Origin of the sequence: Streptomyces sp. NPDC058464, from assembly GCF_042721035.1 — a bacterium.
Classification (GTDB): Bacteria; Actinomycetota; Actinomycetes; order Streptomycetales; family Streptomycetaceae; genus Streptomyces.
This window is the reverse complement of the sequence record NZ_JBHXMA010000015.1, coordinates 1-20397: the sequence shown is the minus strand read 5'-3', so window position 1 is coordinate 20397 and position 20397 is coordinate 1. Positions and strand designations below refer to the sequence as shown.

Here is a 20397-nt window from a genome sequence, read left to right as displayed (position 1 = left end):
AGGAGACTTTGGCTTCGACTTAAACTAAGAGGCGACAGTCTTTGGCGTCAACCGGTCCTCAACCGATCCCGCCGCACAACGGCCCTCCGGGCGGCGGGATCGCCGCGGAACTACGCCCAGGCCTGCGCCGTGGATGCACCGGATCCGCCGGACGCACCGGACCCGCCGGATCCGCCGGACGTACCGGACATGACCGCCGGCCGTCGGCCGCCCGTCTCCAGCAAGTGCGCCACCGGCAGCGTGGCGGCCCCCATCGCCACCGCCTCCTGGCCCAGTCGCCCGACCTCGATCCGGGTACGCCCGCGCAGATACGACAGTGCGTGCCGCTCGGCCGTCTCGCGCACGGTGGGCAGGACCACCCCGCCCATCACCGAGCCCGCCCATCCGGAGAGCACCACGAGATCCGGGTGGAGCAGGTTGATCAGGTTGCCGATCCCGATGCCGATGTACTCCCCGACCCTCTCCAGGGTCTCGGTCGCCACCGGATCGGCGGCCGCCCGTGCGGTCAGCTCCGCGAGCCGGCTCTCGGTCCCGGAAGCACGGAACGGCTGGCTGCCCAGCGTGGCCTGGTATCGGTGGAGGATGGCCTCGGCCCCGACGTATGCCTCCAGGCAGCCCCGCGAACCGCAGCGGCAGGGCAGCCCCCCGGCGTAGATCACGGTATGACCCCACTCGATCGTGGCAGGGGTCAGGCCCGCGACGCCCCCCTCCGCGCCCGGCGCGAGGGCCGCGCCCACCCCGACCCCGATCAGCGCGGTGACCACGCGGTCGGCGCCCCGCCCCACGCCGCGCCACATCTCCGCCTGGCCCAGGGTGCGGGCACAGTTGTCCAGCATGAGCGGTGCGGGGATGCCCGGGGCGAGCATCTCCCCGAGCGGGACGCCGGACCAGCCGAGCGTCGGCGAGTGCACCAGCGTGCGCCCGGGAATCCGCAGGTCGGGCTGGACCGCGCCGGGTACGCCGACGCCGACGCCGAGCAGGTCCGCGGGGTCGACGCCCGCGGCCCGGGTCACTTCGGAGATGCCCCGGAGCACCAGTGCGGCCACCGATTCGGCGTCGAGCCGGGTGTCGGCGATCGGGTAGACCTCGGAGTTGATCACTGACAGGGTCCAGTCGAACAGCCCGATCCTGACGTGCGTCTCGCCGATGTCCACGCCGATCACGGTGCCGTAGTCCGGGCGGATCTCGAGCACCGAGCGCGGCCTGCCCCCGTCGGAGTCCTCCGAACCGCCCTCCGCGATCAGTCCCTCGGCGATGAGCTGGGAGACGACATTGCTCACCGTCGCGGAGCTGAGGCCGGAGGTACGGGTCAGGTTGTTCCGGCTGGTGGGTCCCTGGACATACAGCGCGGACAGGAGGAGGGACCGGTTGTGCCGCCGCAAGTCGCTCGTCGTTCGCTTCACCACGGGTTTCACACGACAAAGTCTGCCAGCCCGTGGCTCCCGCCCGAGCCTGCTGCTCCTTGTCCGGTCGCGCACCACCCGCCGCCGAGCGGTGGCCGGCCCTGTACGGCCAGGCCAGGTTGCCGACCGTGCCCCTGCCTCTGCCCACCCGCACCCGGCGGACCCCCCAGCCGCACCCGGACCCGCACCGGCACCCGCACCCGGCGTCCGGTGTGCACGCCGGACGCCGGGGATCAGGGCCGTCCGGCCTCGGCGATCTTCTCGGCGAGGAGCACCGGGTTGCTGAGCATCACCTCGTGGCTGCCGGGCATCTGGACCAGGCGGTACATCCCGAGACGGCCGGACATGCGCGGGTGCCAGCCCCACTCCCCGGGCGGCAGGGCGATGTCCTCGGTGGCGTTCAGATAGGACCTCGGCGTCGGGAGGGCATAGAACCGGGTCAGGTCGAGCTTGTCCACGAACGGCTGGAACGGCTCCGACGACAGCTGCTCGTACGTGCTCCGGGCGGTGTCGAGGTCGACGTCCTGGATGAACGCCTCCCGCCAGATCGGGAACGGCAGCGTCACGGTGTTGTCGCCGGACTCCGCGGCCAACTGCTCGAACAGGGTGCGGTAGTGGGGAGGCACCTCGTCGAGCAGGCTGTTGCCGGGCTGCGGCACGAACGCGTTCCAGAAGATCAGCCTGCTGATCAGCTCGGGTATCTCCTCCGCGACCCGGGCGATCACGGTCCCGCCGACGGAGTGGCCGAGCAGGACGACGTCGCCGAGGTCGCGTCCCCTGACGAAGTCGACGATCGAGGCCACGCAGTCGTCGTGGTCCACGGCCTTGTCGACGCCCTTTCCGTGTCCCGCGACCGTGGGGCCGTACGCGGTGTGCCCCAGCTCCTGAAGCCTGTCGATCACCGGCTTCCACAGTGCGCCGTCGTGCCACGATCCGTGGACCAGGACGAAGGTGGTCATTCCAGCTCCTCTCCTTGCGCGCGAGCCTTTCGGGTCCGCGGTGCCGCGGACCGGTCGCGCGGTGGTGTTGCGCCACTGTGGAGCAGGCATGCCTGGTGCTCCAGCCGGAATCCGCGGACACTGGCCGTCGAACGCGGGTGAGGAAAGGACGCGCATGACCGCTCGGGCGATCCCCCAGCCACGGACCCTCCTCGACACCCGTGACCTCGACGAGGCCCGGACGCGTGTCGGAGCCAGCTACTGCCCGCACGAACTCACCGTGACCCGGCGACCGGTGGAGTTCCACGCCGTGCAGACGGAGGCACTCCTCGGCGACGTCGCCGTCCACCAGCTGTCCTACGGCGCCGCCGTCGAGGTCGAGCCGACCCCGCTCGGGAACTGGGTCCTGGTCTCCACACCCCTGAGCGGTGCGATGACGATCAGGTCGGGGCGGACGGAGCGGACCCTGGTGGCAGGGGATTCGGTGGCCATCGACTCGTACCGCCCGTTCTCCCTGAGCTGGGAGACCGGGTGCCGGCTGCAAACGATCAGGCTCTCCCGTCGTCTCGTGGACGAAGCCGCGGCGGCGGCCGGGGTGGCCTGCGGCGGCACCGTCCGGTTCGGTCTGGGCGGACCGGTGACTCCGGTGACTGCCCGGAGCTGGCTTTCGGTCGTCGGCCTGATCCGGCGCGAGGTGACCGAGCGGGGCGAGTTCACCCGCTCCCCGCTGCTGACCTCGCAGCTCACGAGGCTGCTGGCAGCAGCGCTCGTGGGCGTCTACCCCGTGGTCGACGCGGACGAAGGGGGCCGTCCCGGCAGCGTGCTGCCGCGGGGACTGCGCAAGGCGATGGAACTCGTGGAACGGCAGCCCGAGTCCGACCTGACCGTCGCGGCGCTGGCGGCGTGCGCCTCCCTCAGCCCTCGTGCCCTTCAGGAGGGATTCCGCCGGCATCTGGACATGACGCCGATGGAGTTCGTCCGCAGCGTCCGCCTGGCCCGCGCCCACGAAGCCCTCACCCAGGCCGACCCGCACAGCGGAACCAATGTGGCCGACATCGCCCACCAGTGGGGTTTCGGCAACCTGGGCCGTTTCGCCCGCGACTACCAGCGCCGCTACGGCCGACTGCCGTCGAGGACACTGCGGACCTGAACGGAGGATCCCCTCGTAGACGGAGGATCCCCTCGTAGTCTGATCGGCCCTCTCCCACGTCCTCACTACGCACAGCACGGGATGCCGCGGCGACACCCCGGCGAGAGAATCTGTGCAGCCGTCACCGTGTATGCGTCGTGCTCGCCCGAGGAGCAGATCAGATGAGTGTGGAAGGCATGGCCGGCCTGCGGGCGACCATCGAGGATGTCCGGACCGTGCTCCTGTCGCTGAGCGGCGACGAATGGGCCGCTCAGAGTGCTGCCACCGGCTGGTCGGTCAAGGACGTCGCCACTCACATGGCCGATCTGCTGGGCGTCCTGACGTCTGCGGTGAAGGGCGAACTGGACACCGACCTCGGTATCGAGCGGCTCAACGACGCGCATGTGTCCGAGAAGACCGGTTGGACGTCCGACGACGTGATCAAGGACTTCGCAGGCCAGTCCGACGAAGCCCTGACGGTCTTCGACACGTTGCAGAACGAGCCGTACGCCTCCACCCAGGCGCCGTACCTCGACTTGGGAACGTACCCCCTGCACAACATGGCCGACCTCTGCGCGTTCGACTTCTACACCCATCTGCGCTGGGACATGCTCGCTCCCCGCGGCCCGCTGCGGCATCAACCGCCCCCGCCGGACGAGGCCCGGTTGCGGCCCGCGATCGGATGGCTCCTGGCCGGTCTGCCGAACATGCAGCCAGGCCTCGTCGACAGCCTGACCGAGCCCGTCCGGCTGACCTTGTCCGGGCCGGGCGGGGGCGGGTGGATGCTCGATCCGGCGGAGGGGCAGATCAACGTGACACCGGTGACCGCCCTTTCCCGCCCGGCTGCCACCGTGGAGTCGACGGCACACGACTTCACGGCCTGGGCCACGACCCGGTTGCCCTGGCGTGACTGTACGACCGTGACCGGCGACAACAAGGTGGCGGGCCGCTTCCTGGACGCGCTGAACCTCGTCTGAGCCCGACTCATTGATCCCGCGCGGCGTGCCCCCCGGCACCGGGCAGGCAGCGGCAGATTCCGAAGTACTAGCCTGTGGACGTGGATCTCTCACACATGAACAGCGTCCCGCACGAGCATGGGAAGCGTCCCCGGGTCGGGCACATCCAGTTCCTCAACTGTCTGCCGATCTACTGGGGACTGGCCCGCACAGGCACTCTGCTCGACCTGGAGTTGACCAAGGACACTCCGGACCGGCTGAGCGGTCTGCTGGTCGACGGGACCCTGGACATCGGTCCGATCGCCTGCATGGAGTACCTCAAGCATGCCGACGACCTGGTGCTGCTCCCGGACATCGCGGTGGGCAGCGACGGCGCGGTGACCTCCTGCCTGATCGTCAGTCAGGTCCCGCTGCGCGAACTGGACGGGCGCCGGGTCGCCCTGGGCTCCACCTCGCGCTCGTCGGTACGGCTGGCCCGGCTGCTGTTGGAGGAGCGGGAAGGGGTCCGCCCGGAGTACTTCACCTGCCCGCCGGACCTGCCGGAGATGATGCAGGACGCGGATGCCGCGGTCGTCATCGGCGACGCCGCGCTACGCGCCTACCTTCATCAGGCCGCAGATCTGGGACTGCTGGTGTACGACCTGGGCGAGATGTGGAAGGCGTGGACCGGTCTGCCGTTCGTCTTCGCGGCCTGGGCCGTCCGCAAGGACTACTTGGAGCAGAACCCTCGTGTCGTGCGCGAGGTGCACCGGGCCTTCCTGGAGTCCCGGGACCTCTCGATGGCCGAAGTCGACAAGGTGTGCGAACAGGCCGCCCGGTGGGAGGCGTTCGACGCACAGGCGTTGCGCCGCTACTACACCGAGGCCCTGGACTTCTCCTTCGGCGAACGCCAGCTGGCGGGTGTTCGCGAGTTCGCTCGCAGGGTTGCCTCGGACTCCGGATTCGATCCCGAGCTGGAGATCTCGATCCTCCAGCCGTAGCGGCTGCCTCGGTACGCCACCGGCCGTCGGGCCCCGTTGCCGGTGCGAACCGCGGCCGGCTGACCGTCCTGTTCCGAGCGGGCACGGGCGAGTGGGCACGGCCGGGCGGGCACAGTCGAGCGGGCGCGGGTCAGAAGCCGGAGGCGGGGCGGGTGGTGCAGTGCTCCTCCAGCCGGGTCAGTTCCTCGCTGCCGAGCTAGAGCTCGGTGGCGGCGACGGCATCGGTGAGGTGGTGCGGCTTCGTGGTGCCGACGATCGGCGCGGTGACGGCCGGTTGGTGCATCACCCAGGCCAGCGCCACCTGGGCGCGGCTGACGCCGCGCTCCCTGGCGATGGCGGCGACCGCGTCGACGATTCCCCGGTCGGCCTCGGCGGTCCGGCCGTAGAGGATCTCCTCGGCGCCGTCGGTGCTGTTGCGCGTGGTCTGCTCGTCCAGGTCGCGGGTCAGCCGGCCGCGCGCCAGCGGGCTCCAGGGGATCACGCCGATGCCCTGGTCCAGGCAGTACGGCAGCATCTCCCGCTCCTCCTCGCGCTGAAGCAGGTTGTACTGGTCCTGCATGGACACGAACCGGGTCCAGCCGTGCAGGTCCGCGGTGTGCTGGAGCCTGGCGAACTGCCAGGTCCACATCGAGGACGCGCCGATGTAGCGGGCCTTGCCGGCCTTCACCACGTCGTGCAGCGCCTCCATGGTCTCCTCGGCCGGCACATTCGGGTCGAGCCGGTGGATCTGGTAGAGGTCGTTGTAGTCGGTGCCCAGCCGGCGCAGACTCTCGTCCACCTGGGTGAGGATGGCCGCCCGGGACAGGCCGGCGCCCTTCGGTCCGGGGCCCATCGTGGCGTTCACCTTGGTGGCGATGACCAACCTGCGCCGCCGGTGTCAGCCGCCCGGCGGCTGCTCCGGTGGGGCCTCGGGACGCTCCGGACGCCCCAGTTCGCGTCCGGTGATCATCTCGGAATCGATCCGGACGAACACCGGCTCCGGTGTCGGCATCCATGATCGGGGGCCGGCCTGTGACAGCCGCGCGCGTTCCGCGGAGCCGCTGACCACGGTGGCCCGTCCGGTGACGACCACACTCCAGCCGGTCCTGTTCCCGGCATCGAAGTCATCCGCCTCGAAGGCGACCACGACGCCTTCGATGGCACGGACCAGTTCCGAATTCGAGTCGGTGCACAGCAGCACCGAGGAGTCCGCGTCCAGCGAGAAGTTGACCGGGAGGACTGCGGGGAGCGCCTGCCGGGTGTAGACCACGCGGCCGACCGGCACCTTGGCAAGCAGGCGCAGGCACTCCTGGCGATCGAGTACGCGAAAGTCGTCATCCCGGGGCATCTGGTCATCCTTCCTCGTACTGCGGGCATGGATGTAGGGCCGACCGGCCCTTTCGCCGGAGCTGCTCGGCGCCCTGGAGCAGGCCGTCGGTGTACAGCGCCAGGAGGCTGACCGGGGACAGTTCCCGCTCGGCGGTCTCGAAGGGCAGCCCTCCCACACCCAGCGGTGGGCCGGGCTGCATGTTGACGAGCTCCGCCGGCCGTCCGGCTGGGCGACGGCGGGTGGCGGGTGGCCCGCGCCGGCGGCCGTGCACCGGCGGGAGACCGGGTCGTAGACCACGTACAGACAGGTGGCGATGACATCGGCGGCGATGGCGAGGTCGGACTCGTGGTCAGCGGTGCTCTCCTCCTCGGCGGCCAGGAGGGTGACCAGGCCGTCGAGGTGGGTGAGCAGTTCGTCGGCGGGCTGGTCGACGTCGGCCAGGGCGCGCACCGCGGTCCGCAGCCGGCCCATGGCGGCCGACGCCCGCAGTCCGTGGCCCACCACGTCGCCCGCCACCGCCGCAACCACTTCCTCGCCTACTCGGCACCGGGCATCGGTCCGCACCTCCTTCAGGCCGTCGTGGTGACATTCCTGAAGGTGACAGCCAGTGCTGCGGTGGTGCATGAGCCGACCAGGTGTTGCCACAGGGCCACACGGCACCAACTCCGCGTCTGCCCGCGCCGGGGTCGTGCCGACTGAACGGCCATTGACGCAAGGGCCGTTCGGCGGATGCCGGGGTTCGACCGGCATCTGACCGGGGCGACGGCGTACGAGGAGCATCGTCCGAGGAATCCGCCGTGCGGTGTCGAGTGGCGCTGCCTCCGAACTGCCGGCCGAGGGAAGGAGAGGTACGACCATGACCCTGCATCACATCGTCGTCGGAGTCGACGGCTCCGTAGCCTCCGTGCGCGCTCTGGACTGGGCCGCGGCTGAGGCCGTACGCCATGGCGGCGCGCTGCGCGTGCTGTATGCGGTTCCCGACCGTGACGAGGCCGCACCGGTCCTGGCCTACGCCACCTCGCGCACACGAGAGCGGTATCCGGGGCTGCTCGTCGAGAGCGTCGCGGTCGAGGGAGGCGTGGTGCATGCGCTGGCCCGCGAGAGCGAGGACGCGGTCCTCACCGTGGTGGGAACACGCGGCATGGGCACCGTGGCGGGTTCGGCGTTGGGCTCGGTGAGCCTGAGGCTGGCCTCCGTCGCACAGGGACCGCTCCTGGTCGTCCGCGGGGACCACCCCTGCGACGAGGGCCGGCCCGTGCTGCTGGGCCTTGCCGACGACTCGGACCTGCAGGCGGCGGAGTACGCCATCCAGGAGGCCGAGCGGCGCGGCGTGAGCCTCCGTGTCCTGCATTCCTGGAGCCGTCGGCACATCACCCCCGAACTGCCCTCCCTCACGGCTGTGCGCAGCCCGGGTCAGGAGCGGACGGCCAGGGAGAGCCGGGCCGAGGAGGCCGTGGCCCCCTACGCACTCACCCACCTGCGGGACCGGCATCCTGGTGTCGTCGTCGAGTCCCACGCGGTCCGTACCGCTCCCGCTCCCGCACTGCTGGCGGCGTCGCAGGAAGCCGCAGTGGTGGTCGTCGGCGCCCACCGCCGGACGGGTGTGTTCGGACCACGGCTGGGTCCGGTCGCGCACACGCTGTTGCACCGGTCGCACTGCCCCCTGATCGTCGTACCGGAGAGGTGACGGCCCGTTCCCACGACTGGCGTCGTTCACCACGCGACCGGAGCGGCACCGTGAGGAAACGGTGCCGCTCCGGTCGTTCGTCTCTCCCGGGTCACTGCTGCGGGCGGTCCGGGGCGGTGATGTCAGGCCGGGCGAGAGCTCTCGTCGGTGCTGTCGGTGTCCGTACCACGGGACTGTGCGGGTCCACCGCGCCATGGCGGGGTGGACGTACGACGTCCGTCGTGCCAGGCCTGGGCGGCCCTGTCCGTCTGGCGGCGCAGCCGGTCCTGGAGCCGGTCGACGGCCTCCGCGCCCGTGGCCTCCTCGGCCACCGTGACGACCACCTGGCGGCCGCCGATGTGCAGATCCGCCGTGGCCGACCACGGGTGGCCGGCGTGGTGGGCGACCGCACGCAGGATGCGCACCTCGCCGGTGACGGCGGGTACTCCCGCCCTGCCCAGCACGGCGTCGATCTTCGTGCGGGCGTATGCCAGGGTCTCGTCGTCCACGGCGCCGCCGGAGCGCAGCTCGACCGCGGGCGTCGCCTGGGAGTTGTCGGTGGTCATACGGGTTTCTCCTCGGAGATCAGGAACTCAGGAGCTGACGGACTCGGGAAAGGCGGAACAGCGGGGCGGTTCAGACCGGGGAGCCCGGCAGCCACAGGTCGGGGCCGAACACCTCGTAGCGGATGCGTCGTGCGGGCACGCCGGCGCTCAGCAGCTGTCCTCGTACGTCCCGCATGAAGGGGAGCGGGCCGCACAGGAACACCGTGGCGTTGTCGGGGAGTTCGGTGTCGCTCAGGTCCATCCGACCTGTGCGGGCGGCGGGTTCCTCCGCTCCGGGATGCTCGTACCAGAAGACAGACCGGGCGTTGCGCAGTTGATCGACGAGGTCGTGCGTCTCGGTGCGCAGGGCGTGGTCGCCGGGGGAGCGGTCGGCGTGCAGGACCAGGACCCGGCGGATCGAGCGGAGGCCGGCCAGGTGGGCGAGGATGCCGGTCATGGGGGTGCAGCCGATGCCCGCCGAGACCAGCACGACGGGGGTGGTGGTGTCCACCGGGTCGTCGAGGAAGACGTCGCCGAACGGTGCGGACAGCAGCAGCTCGTCCCCCTCGCGGACGGTGTCGTGCAGCAGGTTGGAGACCTCGCCGTCCGGCCCGGCGGGGTCACCGGCGACGCGCTTCACGGTGATCCGCCGCAGCCCGGCGCCCGGGTCCGAGGAGAGGCTGTACTGGCGCAGCTGGTGCACCCCGTCCGCCATGCACACGCGGACGCTCACGTACTGGCCCGCGCGGGCCCGTGGAAGGCGTTCGCCGTCCGCCGGGCGGAGCAGGAAGGAGACGGTGTCGGGGGTCTCGGTACGACGTTCGACGACCGTCCAGGGCCGCCAGATCCCGCCGGGCTGGACGCCCGCGTCCTGGTAGAGGAGCGCCTCCCGGCTGATCAGGGCGCCGGCCATGAGCCAGTAGACCTCGTCCCAGGCGGCCGCCACCTCAGGGGTGACCGCGTCCCCGAGGACCTCGGCGATCGCGCTGAACAGGTACTTGTGCACGATCGTGTACTGGTCGTCGGTGACGCCGACGGCGGCGTGCTTGTGCGCGATCCGGGACAGCAACTGGTCCGGCCGTGTTCCGGGATTCTCCAGCAGCGCGCCGGCGAAGGCGGCGATCGCACCGGCCAGCGCGCGGCGCTGGTCCCCGCTGGCCTGGTTGCCGCGGTTGAACATCCCGTCGAGCAGCTCCGGCCGGTCGTGGAACATCGTGGCGTAGAAACGGGTGGTGATCTCGTCGAGCGCTCCGGCCACAGCGGGCAGGGTGGCGCGTACGAGGGCGGTGGATTCGGCGGACAGCATGGGATCTCCCTGACGGGGCGGACGATGGAGGAGGAGCCGGCCGCATCGCCGTGGGACGGCGGCCTTCTGCGCGGCGGTCAGGCACCGCCGGGCGGGCTATGCGCCGCGCCCGTAGTAGGCCGCGCGCATGAGCTGCCGCATGTCGTCGAGCATGGGCATGCGCGGGTTGGCGGGTGCGCACTGGTCCTCGAAGGCGTTCAGGGCCTGCTGGGGCAGTGCGTCGAGGAAGGACCGCTCGTCGACGCCGAGGGCCTGGAACGACGGCTCGATGCCCAGGGCCTCACGGAGCCGCTCCACGGCCGAGGCCAGTGACTCGACGCCCTCCGCCGTGGTGGCGGCCGGCAGGCCGAGGGTGCGGGCGATGTCCTGGAAGCGCTCGGGGGCACGGTAGTGCTCGTACTTCGGCCAGCCGGTGAGCTTGGTGGGGACGGTGCCGTTGTAGCGGATGACGTGCGGCAGCAGGACCGCGTTGGTGCGGCCGTGCGCGATGCGGAAGGTGGCGCCGAGCGTGTGGGACATGGCGTGGACGATGCCGAGGAAGGCGTTGCCGAACGCCATGCCGGCGATGGTGCCGGCGTTGTGCATCTTCTCCTGCGCCCCGGGCCGGGCCGCGCGGTCGTTCACCGCCGCCTCGATGTTCTCGAAGATCAGCCGGATCGCGTGCAGGGCGAGACCGTCGGTGAAGTCGTTGGCGTAGACGGACACATACGCCTCGATGGCGTGGGTGAGGGCGTCGAAGCCGCTGTCGGCCGCCAGGGAGCGCGGGAGTTCGGCGGCGAGCAGCGGGTCGACGATGGCCACGCTGGGGGTGAGGGCGTAGTCGGCCAGCGGGTACTTCTTGCCGGTGGCCGGGTCGGAGATCACCGCGAAGGGGGTGACCTCGGCGCCCGTCCCCGACGTCGTGGGGATGCACACCAGGCGGGCGAGCCTGCCCAGCACGGGGAAGCGGAAGGCGCGCTTACGGATGTCGGAGAACTTGTGCCGCATGTCGGCGAAGTCGACGTCCTTGCCCTCGGCCTGCTGCTCGTACAGCAGCCACATCACCTTGGCCGCGTCCATCGGGGAGCCGCCGCCGAGGGCGATGATGGTGTCCGGGCGGAAGTCGCCCATGAGGCGGGCGCCGCGCCGGACGGAGTCGATGCTGGGCTCGGGTTCGACGGTGTCGATGACCTGGATGGTGACCGGCTCCCGGCGCCGCCGCAGCACGCGCTCGACCCGGTCGACGAGCCCGAGGCGGGTCATCGTCGCGTCGGTGACGACGGTGACACGGTGGACGTCCGGCATGGAGGTCAGGTAGCGGACGGACTGCGGCTCGAAGTAGATCTTCGGCGGGACCTTGAACCACTGGAGGTTGTTGCGGCGCACGGACACCCGCTTGACGTTGAGCAGTTGGGCGGCGGAGACGTTGTCGGACACCGAGGTGCTGCCCCAGGAGCCGCAGCCGAGTGTCAGGGATGGCAGCAGGCTGTTGTAGATGCCGCCGATCGCGCCCTGCGAGGAAGGGGCGTTGACGATGATCCGTACCGTCTTCATACGACGGCCGTACGCTTCGGCGAGTTCGAGGTCGCCGGTGTGGATGACGGCGCTGTGGCCCTGCCCGTGGAAGGCGACCATGTCGGCGGCCAGGCCGAAGCCCTGCTCCTCGGAACCTGCCCGCAGGACGGCGAGGACCGGGCAGAGCTTCTCGCGGGTGAGCGGCTCCAGCGGACCGACCTGACCGGCCTCGACGAGGATGAGCGAGGTGCCCTCGGGCACGGAGAACCCGGCCTGTTCGGCGATCCACGTCGGACTCTGCCCGACGGCCGCGGAGTTGACCTTGGGCTCGCAGCCCGTGCCCGTGCCCGCGCCCGTGCCCGTGCCCGCGGCCTTGCCGGCCGGGAACAGGAACGCCTCCAGCTTCGCCTTCTCGTCGGCGGTGGCCAAGTGGGCGTGCAGGGCGCGGAATTCGGCGAGGACCGCGTCGTAGATCCGCTCGTCCAGGATGACGGCCTGTTCGGAGGCGCAGATCATGCCGTTGTCGAACGACTTCGACAGCACCAGGTCGTTCACGGCCCGGCGTACGTCGGCGCTGTGGTGGACGTAGGCGGGTACGTTGCCGGCCCCCACGCCGAGCGCGGGCTTGCCGGCCGAGTACGCGGCCTTGACCATGGCGTTGCCGCCGGTGGCGAGGATCAGCGAGACGCCCGGGTGGCGCATCAGAGCGTCGGTGGCCTCGACGGACGGGGTCTCGATCCACTGCACGCAGTGCTCCGGCGCGCCCGCCGCGACGGCCGCGTCCCGCACGACGCGGGCCGCCTCCGCGCTGCAGCGCTGGGCGGAGGGGTGGAAGGCGAACACGACCGGGTTGCGGGTCTTGAGCGCCATCAGGGCCTTGAAGACGGTGGTGGAAGTCGGGTTGGTGACGGGGGTGACGGCGCACACCACGCCGACCGGCTCGGCGACCTCGATCATGTCGTCGATGTCGTCGCGGGCGATGACCCCGACCGTCTTCATCGGGCCCATGCTGTGCGTGACGTACTCGCAGGCGAACATGTTCTTCGCGGCCTTGTCCTCGAAGACTCCGCGTCGGGTCTCTTCCACGGCGAGTCGTGCCAGCCCGGTGTGCTGGTCGAGGGCGGCGACCGAGGCCTTCTTCACGATGTGGTCGACCTGTTCCTGGTCGAGCCCCTCGTAGTCGGCGAGCGCCTTGAGCCCGTTGGTCACCAGGCGGTCCACCGCGACGGCGATGTCGGACGGCGCGTCGGCGGCTTCGGTGGTCGCGCTGCGGTCGTCGTGGCGGGTCATGTCGGCAGGCCTCCGTGGTGGAGAGGGCGGCAACCGCACCGATGGCGGCGCGGGAGGGAGCGGCACCTCGGGGGATGGGCACCGCTCCCATCAGCAGCGTCTCTCGTCAGCGGTGGCGCTCCCAGGTCCCGTTGGTCCCGGTGAGGGACTGATCGGCCCCGGGGTGCCGGGGCCAGGTGTCCCATGTGGCGGGACTAGTCAGAGGGCACGGCGGAGGAGGGGGCGCTGTGCGACCGGCGGGTGCCGTCGGCGCGGAGGGCCAGGCTGTTGACGACGCCGACCACTCCGTCCACCCGGTACGTCAGCCGGATCGCGGTCGGGATGTCGCCGTGGTGCGGTACGACCCCTGCCAGCGTGACCATGCCGTCCCTGACCGAGACGGTCACACTGCCGGCCGGGAGACCGAGCGCAAGGTCCAGCACCTCCTCGCGGACCTCCCGGCCGATCTCCTCGTCCGTGCGCAGGAAGACCCGCAGCAGGTCCCGCCGGGTGGCGATGCCGATCAGCCGGTCCTCCTCGTCCACGACGGGCAGGCGCTCGACGCCGTGACGCTCCATGACCCGTGCGGCATCCGCTATCCGCTGTTCCGGATGCACGGTGATCGCAGGCGTCGACATCAGCTCCCGAGCCGTGACGGCGCGGGCGACGGCACCGGGGCGAGGACGCCTGAGGCGGCTCGACGGGTGTCGCCGCGACCGCCGCGCCCGGTCGTCCGGGGACCGGGCCGCCTGACGGCGGACCAGATCCGTCTGCGAGACGACGCCCACGACCTTGTCGTCGTGGTCCACGACGGGCAGGCCGCTGATCCGGTGCTGGTCCAGCAGCCGCACGACGTCCTTGAACGAGGTCTCCGGGTGAGCCTCGACGACGTCGGAGGTCATCACTTCACCGACGATTCGGGCCATGACGGCCACCTCCTTTCCGGCCGGGCCCGGGCTCGGGGACGCGAGCCCGGGCCCGGTGCTCACCTGCTGTCGCTCGATCCCGTCCCGGACAGGGCGGCCCGTCCGGCCTCCAGCCGGGCGACCGGGACGCGGAACGGCGAGCAGGAGACGTAGTCCAGTCCGGCCTCGTGGAAGAAGTGGACGGACTCGGGGTCGCCGCCGTGTTCGCCGCACACGCCGATCTTCAGGTCGGGGCGTGCGGCGCGGCCCTCGTCGACGGCGATGCGGACCAGCCGGCCCACACCGTCACGGTCGAGGGTCTCGAACGGCGAGGTGGCGAAGATGCCCTTGTCGAGGTAGGCGGAGAAGAACGCCGCCTCGACGTCGTCGCGGGAGAAGCCCCAGGTGGTCTGGGTCAGGTCGTTCGTGCCGAAGGAGAAGAACTCCGCCTCCTCGGCGATCCGGTCCGCGGTGAGCGCGGCCCTGGGCAGCTCGATCATGGTGCCGACCGGGCAGTGCACGGGCACGCCGGTCTCCTCGGACACCTCGGCCAGGACCCGCTCCACTTCCGCCCGCTCGATGCGCAGTTCCTCGACGGCGCCGACCAGCGGCACCATGATCTCCGCCTCGGGGGAGCCCCCGGCCCTCCTACGCGCCACGACCGCCTCGGCGATCGCCCGGACCTGCATGGCGACCAGACCGGGCACCACCAGGCCGAGGCGTACGCCCCGCAGCCCGAGCATCGGGTTCTCCTCGTGCATGCGATCGACCGCGTCGAGCAGTTCGGTGTCGTGCGGGTCCGGGCGCTCCCCCCGGGCCTCGGCGGCGGCGACCCGCACGGCGAGGTCGGTGCGGTCGGGCAGGAACTCGTGCAGGGGCGGGTCGATGAGCCGGATGGTGACCGGCAGACCGTCCATCGCCTCCAGGATGCCGATGAAGTCCTCGCGCTGGAGCGGCAGCAGTGCGCCCAGCGCATCCTTGCGTTCGGACTCGTCGCGAGCCAGGATCATCGCCTCGACCAGCTTGCGCCGCTCGCCGAGGAACATGTGCTCGGTACGGCACAGCCCGATGCCGCGTGCGCCGAACCGCCGGGCGCGGGCGGCGTCCGCCGGGGTGTCGGCGTTCGCACGCACCTCCAGCCGGGCTGCGCTGTCGGCCTGTTCCATGGTGCGGGCCACGGAACCGACCAGCCCGGCCGACCGCTCGCCTGTCTCGAAGTACCGCATCACCGCGGAGTCGACCAGTGGTGCCGCGCCCAGGTACACGGCCCCCTCGGAGCCGTCGACGGAGACGACGGTGCCCTCTTCGACGACGGTGTCACCCACGGCGAAGCGACGGGCCGTGGTGTCCACGACGATCTCCTCGGCGCCGCAGACGCACACCGTGCCCATGCCGCGGGCGACCACGGCGGCGTGGCTGGTCTTGCCGCCGCGGCTGGTCAGCACCGCCTGCGCGGCGAGCATGCCCGGCAGGTCGTCGGGGGTGGTCTCCTGGCGGACGAGGACGACCTGCTCGCCGGCGGCGGCCCGGCGGACGGCCTCGGCGGAGTCGAACACCGCGGCGCCCACGGCCGCGCCCGGTGAGGCGGGAAGGCCGTGCGCGAGCGCCTCGCCGACGGCGGAGGTGTCGAAACGGGGGAACATCAGCCGGGCCAGCCCGTCCCCGGTGACCCGGCCCAGCGCCTCGGCGGGACTGATCAGCCCCTCGTCCACCAACTCGGCGGCAATGGCGAACGAGGCTTCGGCGGTACGCTTGCCGACCCTGGTCTGCAGCATCCACAGCCGGCCGCGCTCGATGGTGAACTCGATGTCGCACAGATCCCGGTAGTGCGTCTCCAAGGTCTCCATGTGACCGCGCAGCTGAGCGTAGGAGACAGGGTCGAGTTCTTCCAGGTCGGCCAGCGACACGGTGTTGCGGATGCCGGCCACGACGTCCTCGCCCTGAGCGTTCGGCAGATAGTCGCCGTACAGGCCGGGGCGACCGGTGGCGGGGTCGCGCGTGAAGGCGACGCCGCTGCCCGAGTCGGCGCCGAGGTTGCCGAAGACCATGGTCTGCACGTTCACCGCGGTGCCGAGGTCGTCGGCGATGCGTTCGCGGCGCCGGTAGATCCGGGCCCGCTCGCCGTTCCAGGACTCGAAGACGGCGAGGACGGCCCGGCGCAGCTGCTCGTCCGGGGACTGCGGGAAGTCCTCGCCGCTCTCCTGGCGGATCAGGGCCTTGTACGTCTCGACGAGCCCGGCCAGGTCCGTGGCGTCCAGGCCCAGATCGTCGGCCGCACCGCGGACGCGCTTGAGGTCGGACAGGGCGCTCTCGAACAGTCCGCTGTCGACACCCATGACGGTACTGCCGAACATCTGCACGAGGCGGCGATAGGAGTCCCAGGCGAAGCGCTCGTTCCCGGACACCTTCGCGAGGCCGAGCACGGAGTCGTCACCCAGACCGATGTCGAGGATCGTCTCCATCATGCCGGGCATGGAGAAGCGTGCCCCGGAGCGGACGGACAGCAGCAGCGGATCGTCGGGCTGACCCAGCCTCCGCCCGGCCGTCTTCTCCAGAGCCGTCAGATGCCCGGAGATCTCTTCGGCCAGCCCGTCCGGCTCGCTGTCGGCGCCGAAGTAGGCCCGGCAGGCCTCGGTCGTCACGGTGAATCCCGGCGGCACCGGCAGCCCCAGCCGGGTCATCTCGGCCAGGTTCGCCCCCTTGCCGCCGAGCAGGCCGGCCAGCTCACGGCCGCCCTCCGCGAAGTCGTACACGTATCGGACCATGATCTCGGTCTCCTCCGTCGGGCTTCGGCTGGATGCTCCCTCCAGCGTCTGCCTGCCGGTGCCGGAGGGAGCAGGTGCTGTCGGTCCCCTCCGGGGGGCCGGTCGGCCCAGGCGCATGTGTCGCTGCCCGGCTTCCGGCGGCCAAGCGCTCCGCTGGAAGTGCCGCGATGTGCACTGCCGACCAAGGACAGCGTGCCCGGCAAGGTCAGCGCGAGGAGCCAGACGCCGGCCAGTCAGGGGCGGTAGCCGTAGCCGACGGTCACGTCGAGCAGGTGCCCCCAGGCACGTGCTGGGCCACGGAGTTCCGCCGCCGCACTGCCTCCCGACCGTCACCCACCTCGCCCGACTTGATGGAGCCGTGGACGAAGCCGTCCAACTCCGCGCTCTCGGGCCTGCTGCGCTTGTTGTCGTGCAGGTACGACACCTGTGCCCCCTGTAGGTCCACGGTGCCGGACGGCGGTGCGGCGAGGGTGAAGTCGAAGTCGACGGCTTGCGTCAACGGGGCCGAAAGGGAGGGGACGTCGCCGTCGGACGGCCTGTTCAGGACGGCTCCCGCGAAGCTCAGGCCGCCGAGATCCGGGCGCCCCGCAGCCCTACGGTCCCGTTCGCCACGAACCCGTCGGAGAAGAAGACCGTGGAGGTCACGGAGTTCCCCAGGTCGAGTGCCAGGCCACGCGGGCTGGGTGTCGTGAACCCCGCGCTGCGCCTGCCGAGACACCAGCTCGAGGACACCATCACGGAGACCGCCGAGAGCCTCCTCGCCCACGGCATCGGGCAATGACCGGCTCGTGACAGCGATGGAGATCACCGCATTCGCGTACCCGCTCACCTGCCACGGCGTGGCTGGAGACCGGTTGGAGAACCGCTCTCGTTACCCCACTTGGTCAGCGCAACATCGGAGTCCTGCCCGACGGCAGACGAAGCGGTCAGCTCTTGCCCGGTCCCGACGGCGCAACCCGCAGGATGTCCAAGCGGCGCAGGTACTCCTCCTCGTCGATCTCACCGCGTGCGTACCGTTCGGCGAGGATCTGCTCGGCGCCCGGGCTGCCGGGCGCAGGAGGCGCACTCCAGCCAGGATGTCCGCCCACGTGCGTACGCAGGCGGACGACAGGGCCCGGACGGCCCTCCTGAGGACCGGTAGACCCTGGTTCACCGCAGTCACCGGGCGCCCGCCGCCCGGTGCCGGACCGATGCGAACCAGTCGGCTTTCGGGCCGGTCCGGCGGACAGCCCGAGGCCCATGCGGCTCGCGAACGCCGAGCGTGCCGGCTCCCGCAGCATCCGTCCGGTCGCACCACCCACGCGGCCGGCCGGATCCGGCGCCCCGCCCAGCGAGCCGAGTACCCGGTCGGACACCTGGTGCGGCAGCCCGTACGGTGCCGGCGCCGGGGCAGGTACCGAACCTCCCTGGGAGGGTCCGAGCGGTCCTCCCAGGGCGCGTGCGTCACCGGCGGTGCATGGTCTCCAGCGCGGCCGCCAGCACGTGGGGGTCGTGGTGGCCCTTGTAGACGGGAGGCGGTTGCCTGTCGAGGTGGAGAAGCTCGGACACCGCCGTCCACGCCGTGCGTACGGAGTACTCGACCGTGAAGACGACGTCGTCCGGCACCTCGGCGAACTGCCCGATGAAGGCGAGGTTGACCGAGCCCTCGGGCACGACCTCGGGGCGGTCGTCGCGGCGGCGGCTCAGGAACTGGCTGGTGATGTAGGGCATCACGCAGGGAATGACGGTCGAGGTCTCCAGGACGCGAGCGCTGGTCGGGCCGTCGAAGTGCAGGTGGTGCAGGACCTCTTCCAGGATCTCCCGGCCGGAGCACATGGTCATCGGTTTGGGCGTGTGGTTGCCTGCGCGGCCGGGGAAGAGGCCGTAGCCCCACCAGACCGAGACGTCGTCCGGCTGGTCGCGGTAGACGGGCTGGCGGTTGGCGACGATGGTGAGCAGCCAGTTGGAGTCGGTGAAGGTCATCAGGCCGCCCTTGCCGGTCTCCCGGCCGCTGAACTCGGCCAGTGCGTCGAGGAAGACGGGGTCCTTGGCCGTGACGGTGAAGGACTCCCAGCGGGACTCCTTCACATGCTTGTCGAAGGCGTCCGGGTTCCCGAAGTTCTCGTGTCCCCGGGCCAGTCGGTGCCAGAGCAGCCAGGCGTCCGAGCGCTGGGGAGGCGGGGGCGGGGGAGAGGTGTGCGTGCCCCGGCTGGAGGCGTCGGTCATGGAGCCGTTGGTCACCAGGACCAGGTCCTCGGGGGCGACGGCGATCCTCTCCTCCCGGCCGGCCCGGAGCAGGCGGATGGTCTGCACCGTCCTGCCGTCCTTTCCGGGGGCGAAGTCGAGGTCGGTGACCTTGCAGCCGGGGTGGACGGTCACGCCGCGCTCGCGCAGCCAGGAGGCCAGGGGGCGCACGATCGAGTCGTACTGGTTGTACCGGGTCCGATGGATGCCGGACATGGAGCCGAACTCCGGGAACAGGTGGATGAAGCGGCGGAGGTAGCGGCGGAACTCGATGGCGCTGTGCCAGGGCTGGAAGGCGAACGTGGTGCACCACATGAACCAGAAGTTCGTGGTGAAGAAGTGCTCGCCGAAGCAGTCGGTGATCCGCTTGTCGTCCAGGTGGCTCTCGGGGGTCGCCAGACACCGGACCAGCTCCAGCCGGTCGCGCTCGGAGAAGCCCATCGAGGGGGAGTCGACGATCTTTCCGTCCGCGTCGACCAGCCGGGCGATGTCGTCCCAGGCGAACTCCTCGTGCCCGGCCAGGATCTCCTGGGTCACGGTCACCGAGGGATCGTCCAGCGTGGGAATGCCGGACAGGAGGTCGTACGTGCAACGGAACTCGGCCTCGAACATCCGACCGCCGCGCATGGTGTAGCCGGCCTCCGCGCTGCCGCCCGCGTCGAGACTGCCCCCGATGCCCATCTGCTCCTCGAAGAGGTGGATGTCCGCGCCGTCGAACCCGCCGTCGCGGATCAGGAAAGCCGCCGCGGCGAGCGCCGCGATCCCGCTGCCCACCAGATATGCCTTCGCCATCACAACGCTCCTCGTCGCTCGCGTCTGCGGATCGGAACCGCACCTCCTACGTTTTCCTGCGCGGGCGGCGCCGTCAGTGGGCCGTTGGTCACCGGTCGGGTCCGGACGGCCCTGGCGGACAGGCGAGGGCGTCGGCTCGGGAGCTGTGCCATGGTGCCAGTACCGGCAGGCGCGGAGACGGAGGTCCGTCGGGGCCGTATCCGGCGCGTATCACCATCTGCGGGCCCGGCTGTCGTGGTCCGTCGCCGGCACGAAGAGACGGGGTTGGCGTTCGAAGGGGACGGCGGCGGCTCTCCACCGCTCGGTCGACGTCGGTGTTGTTGCGGTGTTCCGCCTGACCGATCAACCGGAGCAGGGGGTCCGCGCCGGAGGGCGGCACAAGGGGGAGGTGGGCGCCGTCGGCGCGGGCGGCGTCCCGGAACTCCGTGAGCACGGCGGTCGGCAGTACGCGCTCCGAGAAGGGGAAACGGCTACTGCGGCGCCGCCCACCGCCTCGCAGAGGGCTGTGGGCACGTATGTCCTGGCTGCACCGGCCACGCGTACCGCGGCGAGCAGGCGCGGAGGAGACTGACCCCGCAGACCAGGCTCCGCGCACGGCTCACCTCGTCGGCCGGCCCCCGGGCTCCGGCTGTTCCAGGTGGGAGGCGAGGACCGCGGCCTGGACGCGGCGCTGGACGCCCAGCTTGGCGAGGAGGCGGGAGATGTGGTTCTTGACGG

The 20397-nt window shown here is 71.1% G+C and carries 15 protein-coding genes and 4 pseudogenes; 5 read left to right on the top strand and 14 right to left on the bottom strand.

Annotation, left to right across the window (positions count from 1 at the left end):
• Window positions 1-110: 110 nt before the first annotated feature.
• On the bottom strand, window positions 111-1406 hold the full coding sequence (locus ACFWPQ_RS20610; protein WP_384036419.1) for an ROK family protein: 1296 nt from the start codon (window positions 1404-1406) through the stop codon (window positions 111-113).
• A gap of 230 nt (window positions 1407-1636) precedes the next feature.
• Complete coding sequence (locus ACFWPQ_RS20605) at window positions 1637-2362, bottom strand: alpha/beta fold hydrolase (RefSeq protein ID WP_384036416.1); 726 nt, start codon at window positions 2360-2362, stop codon at window positions 1637-1639.
• A 154-nt stretch (window positions 2363-2516) separates the two neighbouring features.
• Here ACFWPQ_RS20605 and ACFWPQ_RS20600 point away from each other — a divergent pair, with 154 nt between their 5' ends.
• The 3 genes from ACFWPQ_RS20600 (at window position 2517) to ACFWPQ_RS20590 (ending at window position 5406) form a co-directional block, all read left to right on the top strand.
• Window positions 2517-3491: an AraC family transcriptional regulator gene (locus tag ACFWPQ_RS20600; RefSeq protein ID WP_384036414.1), complete on the top strand. Its 975-nt coding sequence runs from the start codon at window positions 2517-2519 to the stop codon at window positions 3489-3491.
• 161 nt (window positions 3492-3652) lie between these two features.
• Window positions 3653-4447, top strand: coding sequence for a maleylpyruvate isomerase N-terminal domain-containing protein (locus ACFWPQ_RS20595; protein ID WP_384036411.1), 795 nt, complete (start codon window positions 3653-3655; stop codon window positions 4445-4447).
• Window positions 4448-4542: 95 nt separating this feature from the next.
• Window positions 4543-5406 (top strand): menaquinone biosynthetic enzyme MqnA/MqnD family protein, encoded by an 864-nt coding sequence (locus tag ACFWPQ_RS20590; RefSeq protein ID WP_384036888.1) that lies wholly within the window; start codon window positions 4543-4545, stop codon window positions 5404-5406.
• A 130-nt stretch (window positions 5407-5536) separates the two neighbouring features.
• Here the strand turns inward: ACFWPQ_RS20590 and ACFWPQ_RS20585 are convergent.
• The 3 genes and pseudogenes from ACFWPQ_RS20585 to ACFWPQ_RS20575 all read right to left on the bottom strand — a co-directional run.
• A pseudogene (locus ACFWPQ_RS20585) lies at window positions 5537-6280 on the bottom strand (aldo/keto reductase); the annotation flags it as partial.
• Between the two features lie 3 nt (window positions 6281-6283).
• Window positions 6284-6733: a pyridoxamine 5'-phosphate oxidase family protein gene (locus ACFWPQ_RS20580; protein WP_384036408.1), complete on the bottom strand. Its 450-nt coding sequence runs from the start codon at window positions 6731-6733 to the stop codon at window positions 6284-6286.
• A gap of 4 nt (window positions 6734-6737) precedes the next feature.
• A pseudogene (locus tag ACFWPQ_RS20575) lies at window positions 6738-7186 on the bottom strand (PP2C family protein-serine/threonine phosphatase).
• 385 nt (window positions 7187-7571) lie between these two features.
• Between ACFWPQ_RS20575 and ACFWPQ_RS20570 the strand changes: the two are divergent.
• Complete coding sequence (locus ACFWPQ_RS20570) at window positions 7572-8402, top strand: universal stress protein (protein WP_384036405.1); 831 nt, start codon at window positions 7572-7574, stop codon at window positions 8400-8402.
• Between the two features lie 122 nt (window positions 8403-8524).
• Here ACFWPQ_RS20570 and ACFWPQ_RS20565 read toward each other — a convergent pair whose 3' ends face one another.
• The 6 genes from ACFWPQ_RS20565 to ACFWPQ_RS20540 all read right to left on the bottom strand — a co-directional run bounded on the left by ACFWPQ_RS20565 (window position 8525) and on the right by ACFWPQ_RS20540 (window position 17164).
• On the bottom strand, window positions 8525-8947 hold the full coding sequence (locus ACFWPQ_RS20565; protein ID WP_384036402.1) for a hypothetical protein: 423 nt from the start codon (window positions 8945-8947) through the stop codon (window positions 8525-8527).
• Window positions 8948-9017: 70 nt separating this feature from the next.
• Window positions 9018-10232, bottom strand: a complete 1215-nt coding sequence (locus ACFWPQ_RS20560) for a globin domain-containing protein (RefSeq protein WP_384036399.1) — start codon at window positions 10230-10232, stop codon at window positions 9018-9020.
• Between the two features lie 96 nt (window positions 10233-10328).
• Window positions 10329-13016 (bottom strand): bifunctional acetaldehyde-CoA/alcohol dehydrogenase, encoded by a 2688-nt coding sequence (gene adhE / locus ACFWPQ_RS20555; protein WP_384036397.1) that lies wholly within the window; start codon window positions 13014-13016, stop codon window positions 10329-10331.
• Window positions 13017-13210: 194 nt separating this feature from the next.
• Window positions 13211-13921, bottom strand: coding sequence for a CBS domain-containing protein (locus tag ACFWPQ_RS20550; RefSeq protein ID WP_384036394.1), 711 nt, complete (start codon window positions 13919-13921; stop codon window positions 13211-13213).
• 59 nt (window positions 13922-13980) lie between these two features.
• A complete protein-coding gene (ppdK, locus tag ACFWPQ_RS20545; protein WP_384036391.1) occupies window positions 13981-16665 on the bottom strand; it encodes a pyruvate, phosphate dikinase in 2685 nt (894 codons plus the stop codon).
• 259 nt (window positions 16666-16924) lie between these two features.
• Window positions 16925-17164 (bottom strand): hypothetical protein, encoded by a 240-nt coding sequence (locus ACFWPQ_RS20540; RefSeq protein WP_384036389.1) that lies wholly within the window; start codon window positions 17162-17164, stop codon window positions 16925-16927.
• Window positions 17165-17299: 135 nt separating this feature from the next.
• On the opposite strand from ACFWPQ_RS20540, the gene ACFWPQ_RS20535 reads away from it, so the two are divergent.
• On the top strand, window positions 17300-17446 hold the full coding sequence (locus ACFWPQ_RS20535) for a hypothetical protein (RefSeq protein WP_384036387.1): 147 nt from the start codon (window positions 17300-17302) through the stop codon (window positions 17444-17446).
• Window positions 17447-17591: 145 nt separating this feature from the next.
• Here ACFWPQ_RS20535 and ACFWPQ_RS20530 read toward each other — a convergent pair whose 3' ends face one another.
• From ACFWPQ_RS20530 to ACFWPQ_RS20520, 3 genes and pseudogenes are all read right to left on the bottom strand, one after another.
• Window positions 17592-17753, bottom strand: a complete 162-nt coding sequence (locus tag ACFWPQ_RS20530; RefSeq protein ID WP_384036384.1) for an SHOCT domain-containing protein — start codon at window positions 17751-17753, stop codon at window positions 17592-17594.
• Between the two features lie 355 nt (window positions 17754-18108).
• Window positions 18109-19695: pseudogene (locus ACFWPQ_RS20525) on the bottom strand (oleate hydratase); the annotation flags it as partial.
• 583 nt (window positions 19696-20278) lie between these two features.
• Window positions 20279-20397: pseudogene (locus tag ACFWPQ_RS20520) on the bottom strand (DNA-binding response regulator); the annotation flags it as partial.

Excerpts from the sequence above, each read along its gene's own strand:
- ACFWPQ_RS20550 (WP_384036394.1), bottom strand. The coding sequence starts at position 13,921 with ATGGCCCGAATCGTCGGTGAAGTGATGACCTCCGACGTCGTCGAGGCT.
- ppdK (WP_384036391.1), bottom strand. The coding sequence starts at position 16,665 with ATGGTCCGATACGTGTACGACTTCGCGGAGGGCGGCCGTGAGCTGGCC.
- ACFWPQ_RS20605 (WP_384036416.1), bottom strand. The coding sequence starts at position 2,362 with ATGACCACCTTCGTCCTGGTCCACGGATCGTGGCACGACGGCGCACTG.
- ACFWPQ_RS20560 (WP_384036399.1), bottom strand. The coding sequence starts at position 10,232 with ATGCTGTCCGCCGAATCCACCGCCCTCGTACGCGCCACCCTGCCCGCT.
- ACFWPQ_RS20600 (WP_384036414.1), top strand. The coding sequence starts at position 2,517 with ATGACCGCTCGGGCGATCCCCCAGCCACGGACCCTCCTCGACACCCGT.
- ACFWPQ_RS20570 (WP_384036405.1), top strand. The coding sequence starts at position 7,572 with ATGACCCTGCATCACATCGTCGTCGGAGTCGACGGCTCCGTAGCCTCC.
- adhE (WP_384036397.1), bottom strand. The coding sequence starts at position 13,016 with ATGACCCGCCACGACGACCGCAGCGCGACCACCGAAGCCGCCGACGCG.
- ACFWPQ_RS20595 (WP_384036411.1), top strand. The coding sequence starts at position 3,653 with ATGAGTGTGGAAGGCATGGCCGGCCTGCGGGCGACCATCGAGGATGTC.
- ACFWPQ_RS20565 (WP_384036402.1), bottom strand. The coding sequence starts at position 8,947 with ATGACCACCGACAACTCCCAGGCGACGCCCGCGGTCGAGCTGCGCTCC.
- ACFWPQ_RS20590 (WP_384036888.1), top strand. The coding sequence starts at position 4,543 with ATGAACAGCGTCCCGCACGAGCATGGGAAGCGTCCCCGGGTCGGGCAC.
- ACFWPQ_RS20580 (WP_384036408.1), bottom strand. The coding sequence starts at position 6,733 with ATGCCCCGGGATGACGACTTTCGCGTACTCGATCGCCAGGAGTGCCTG.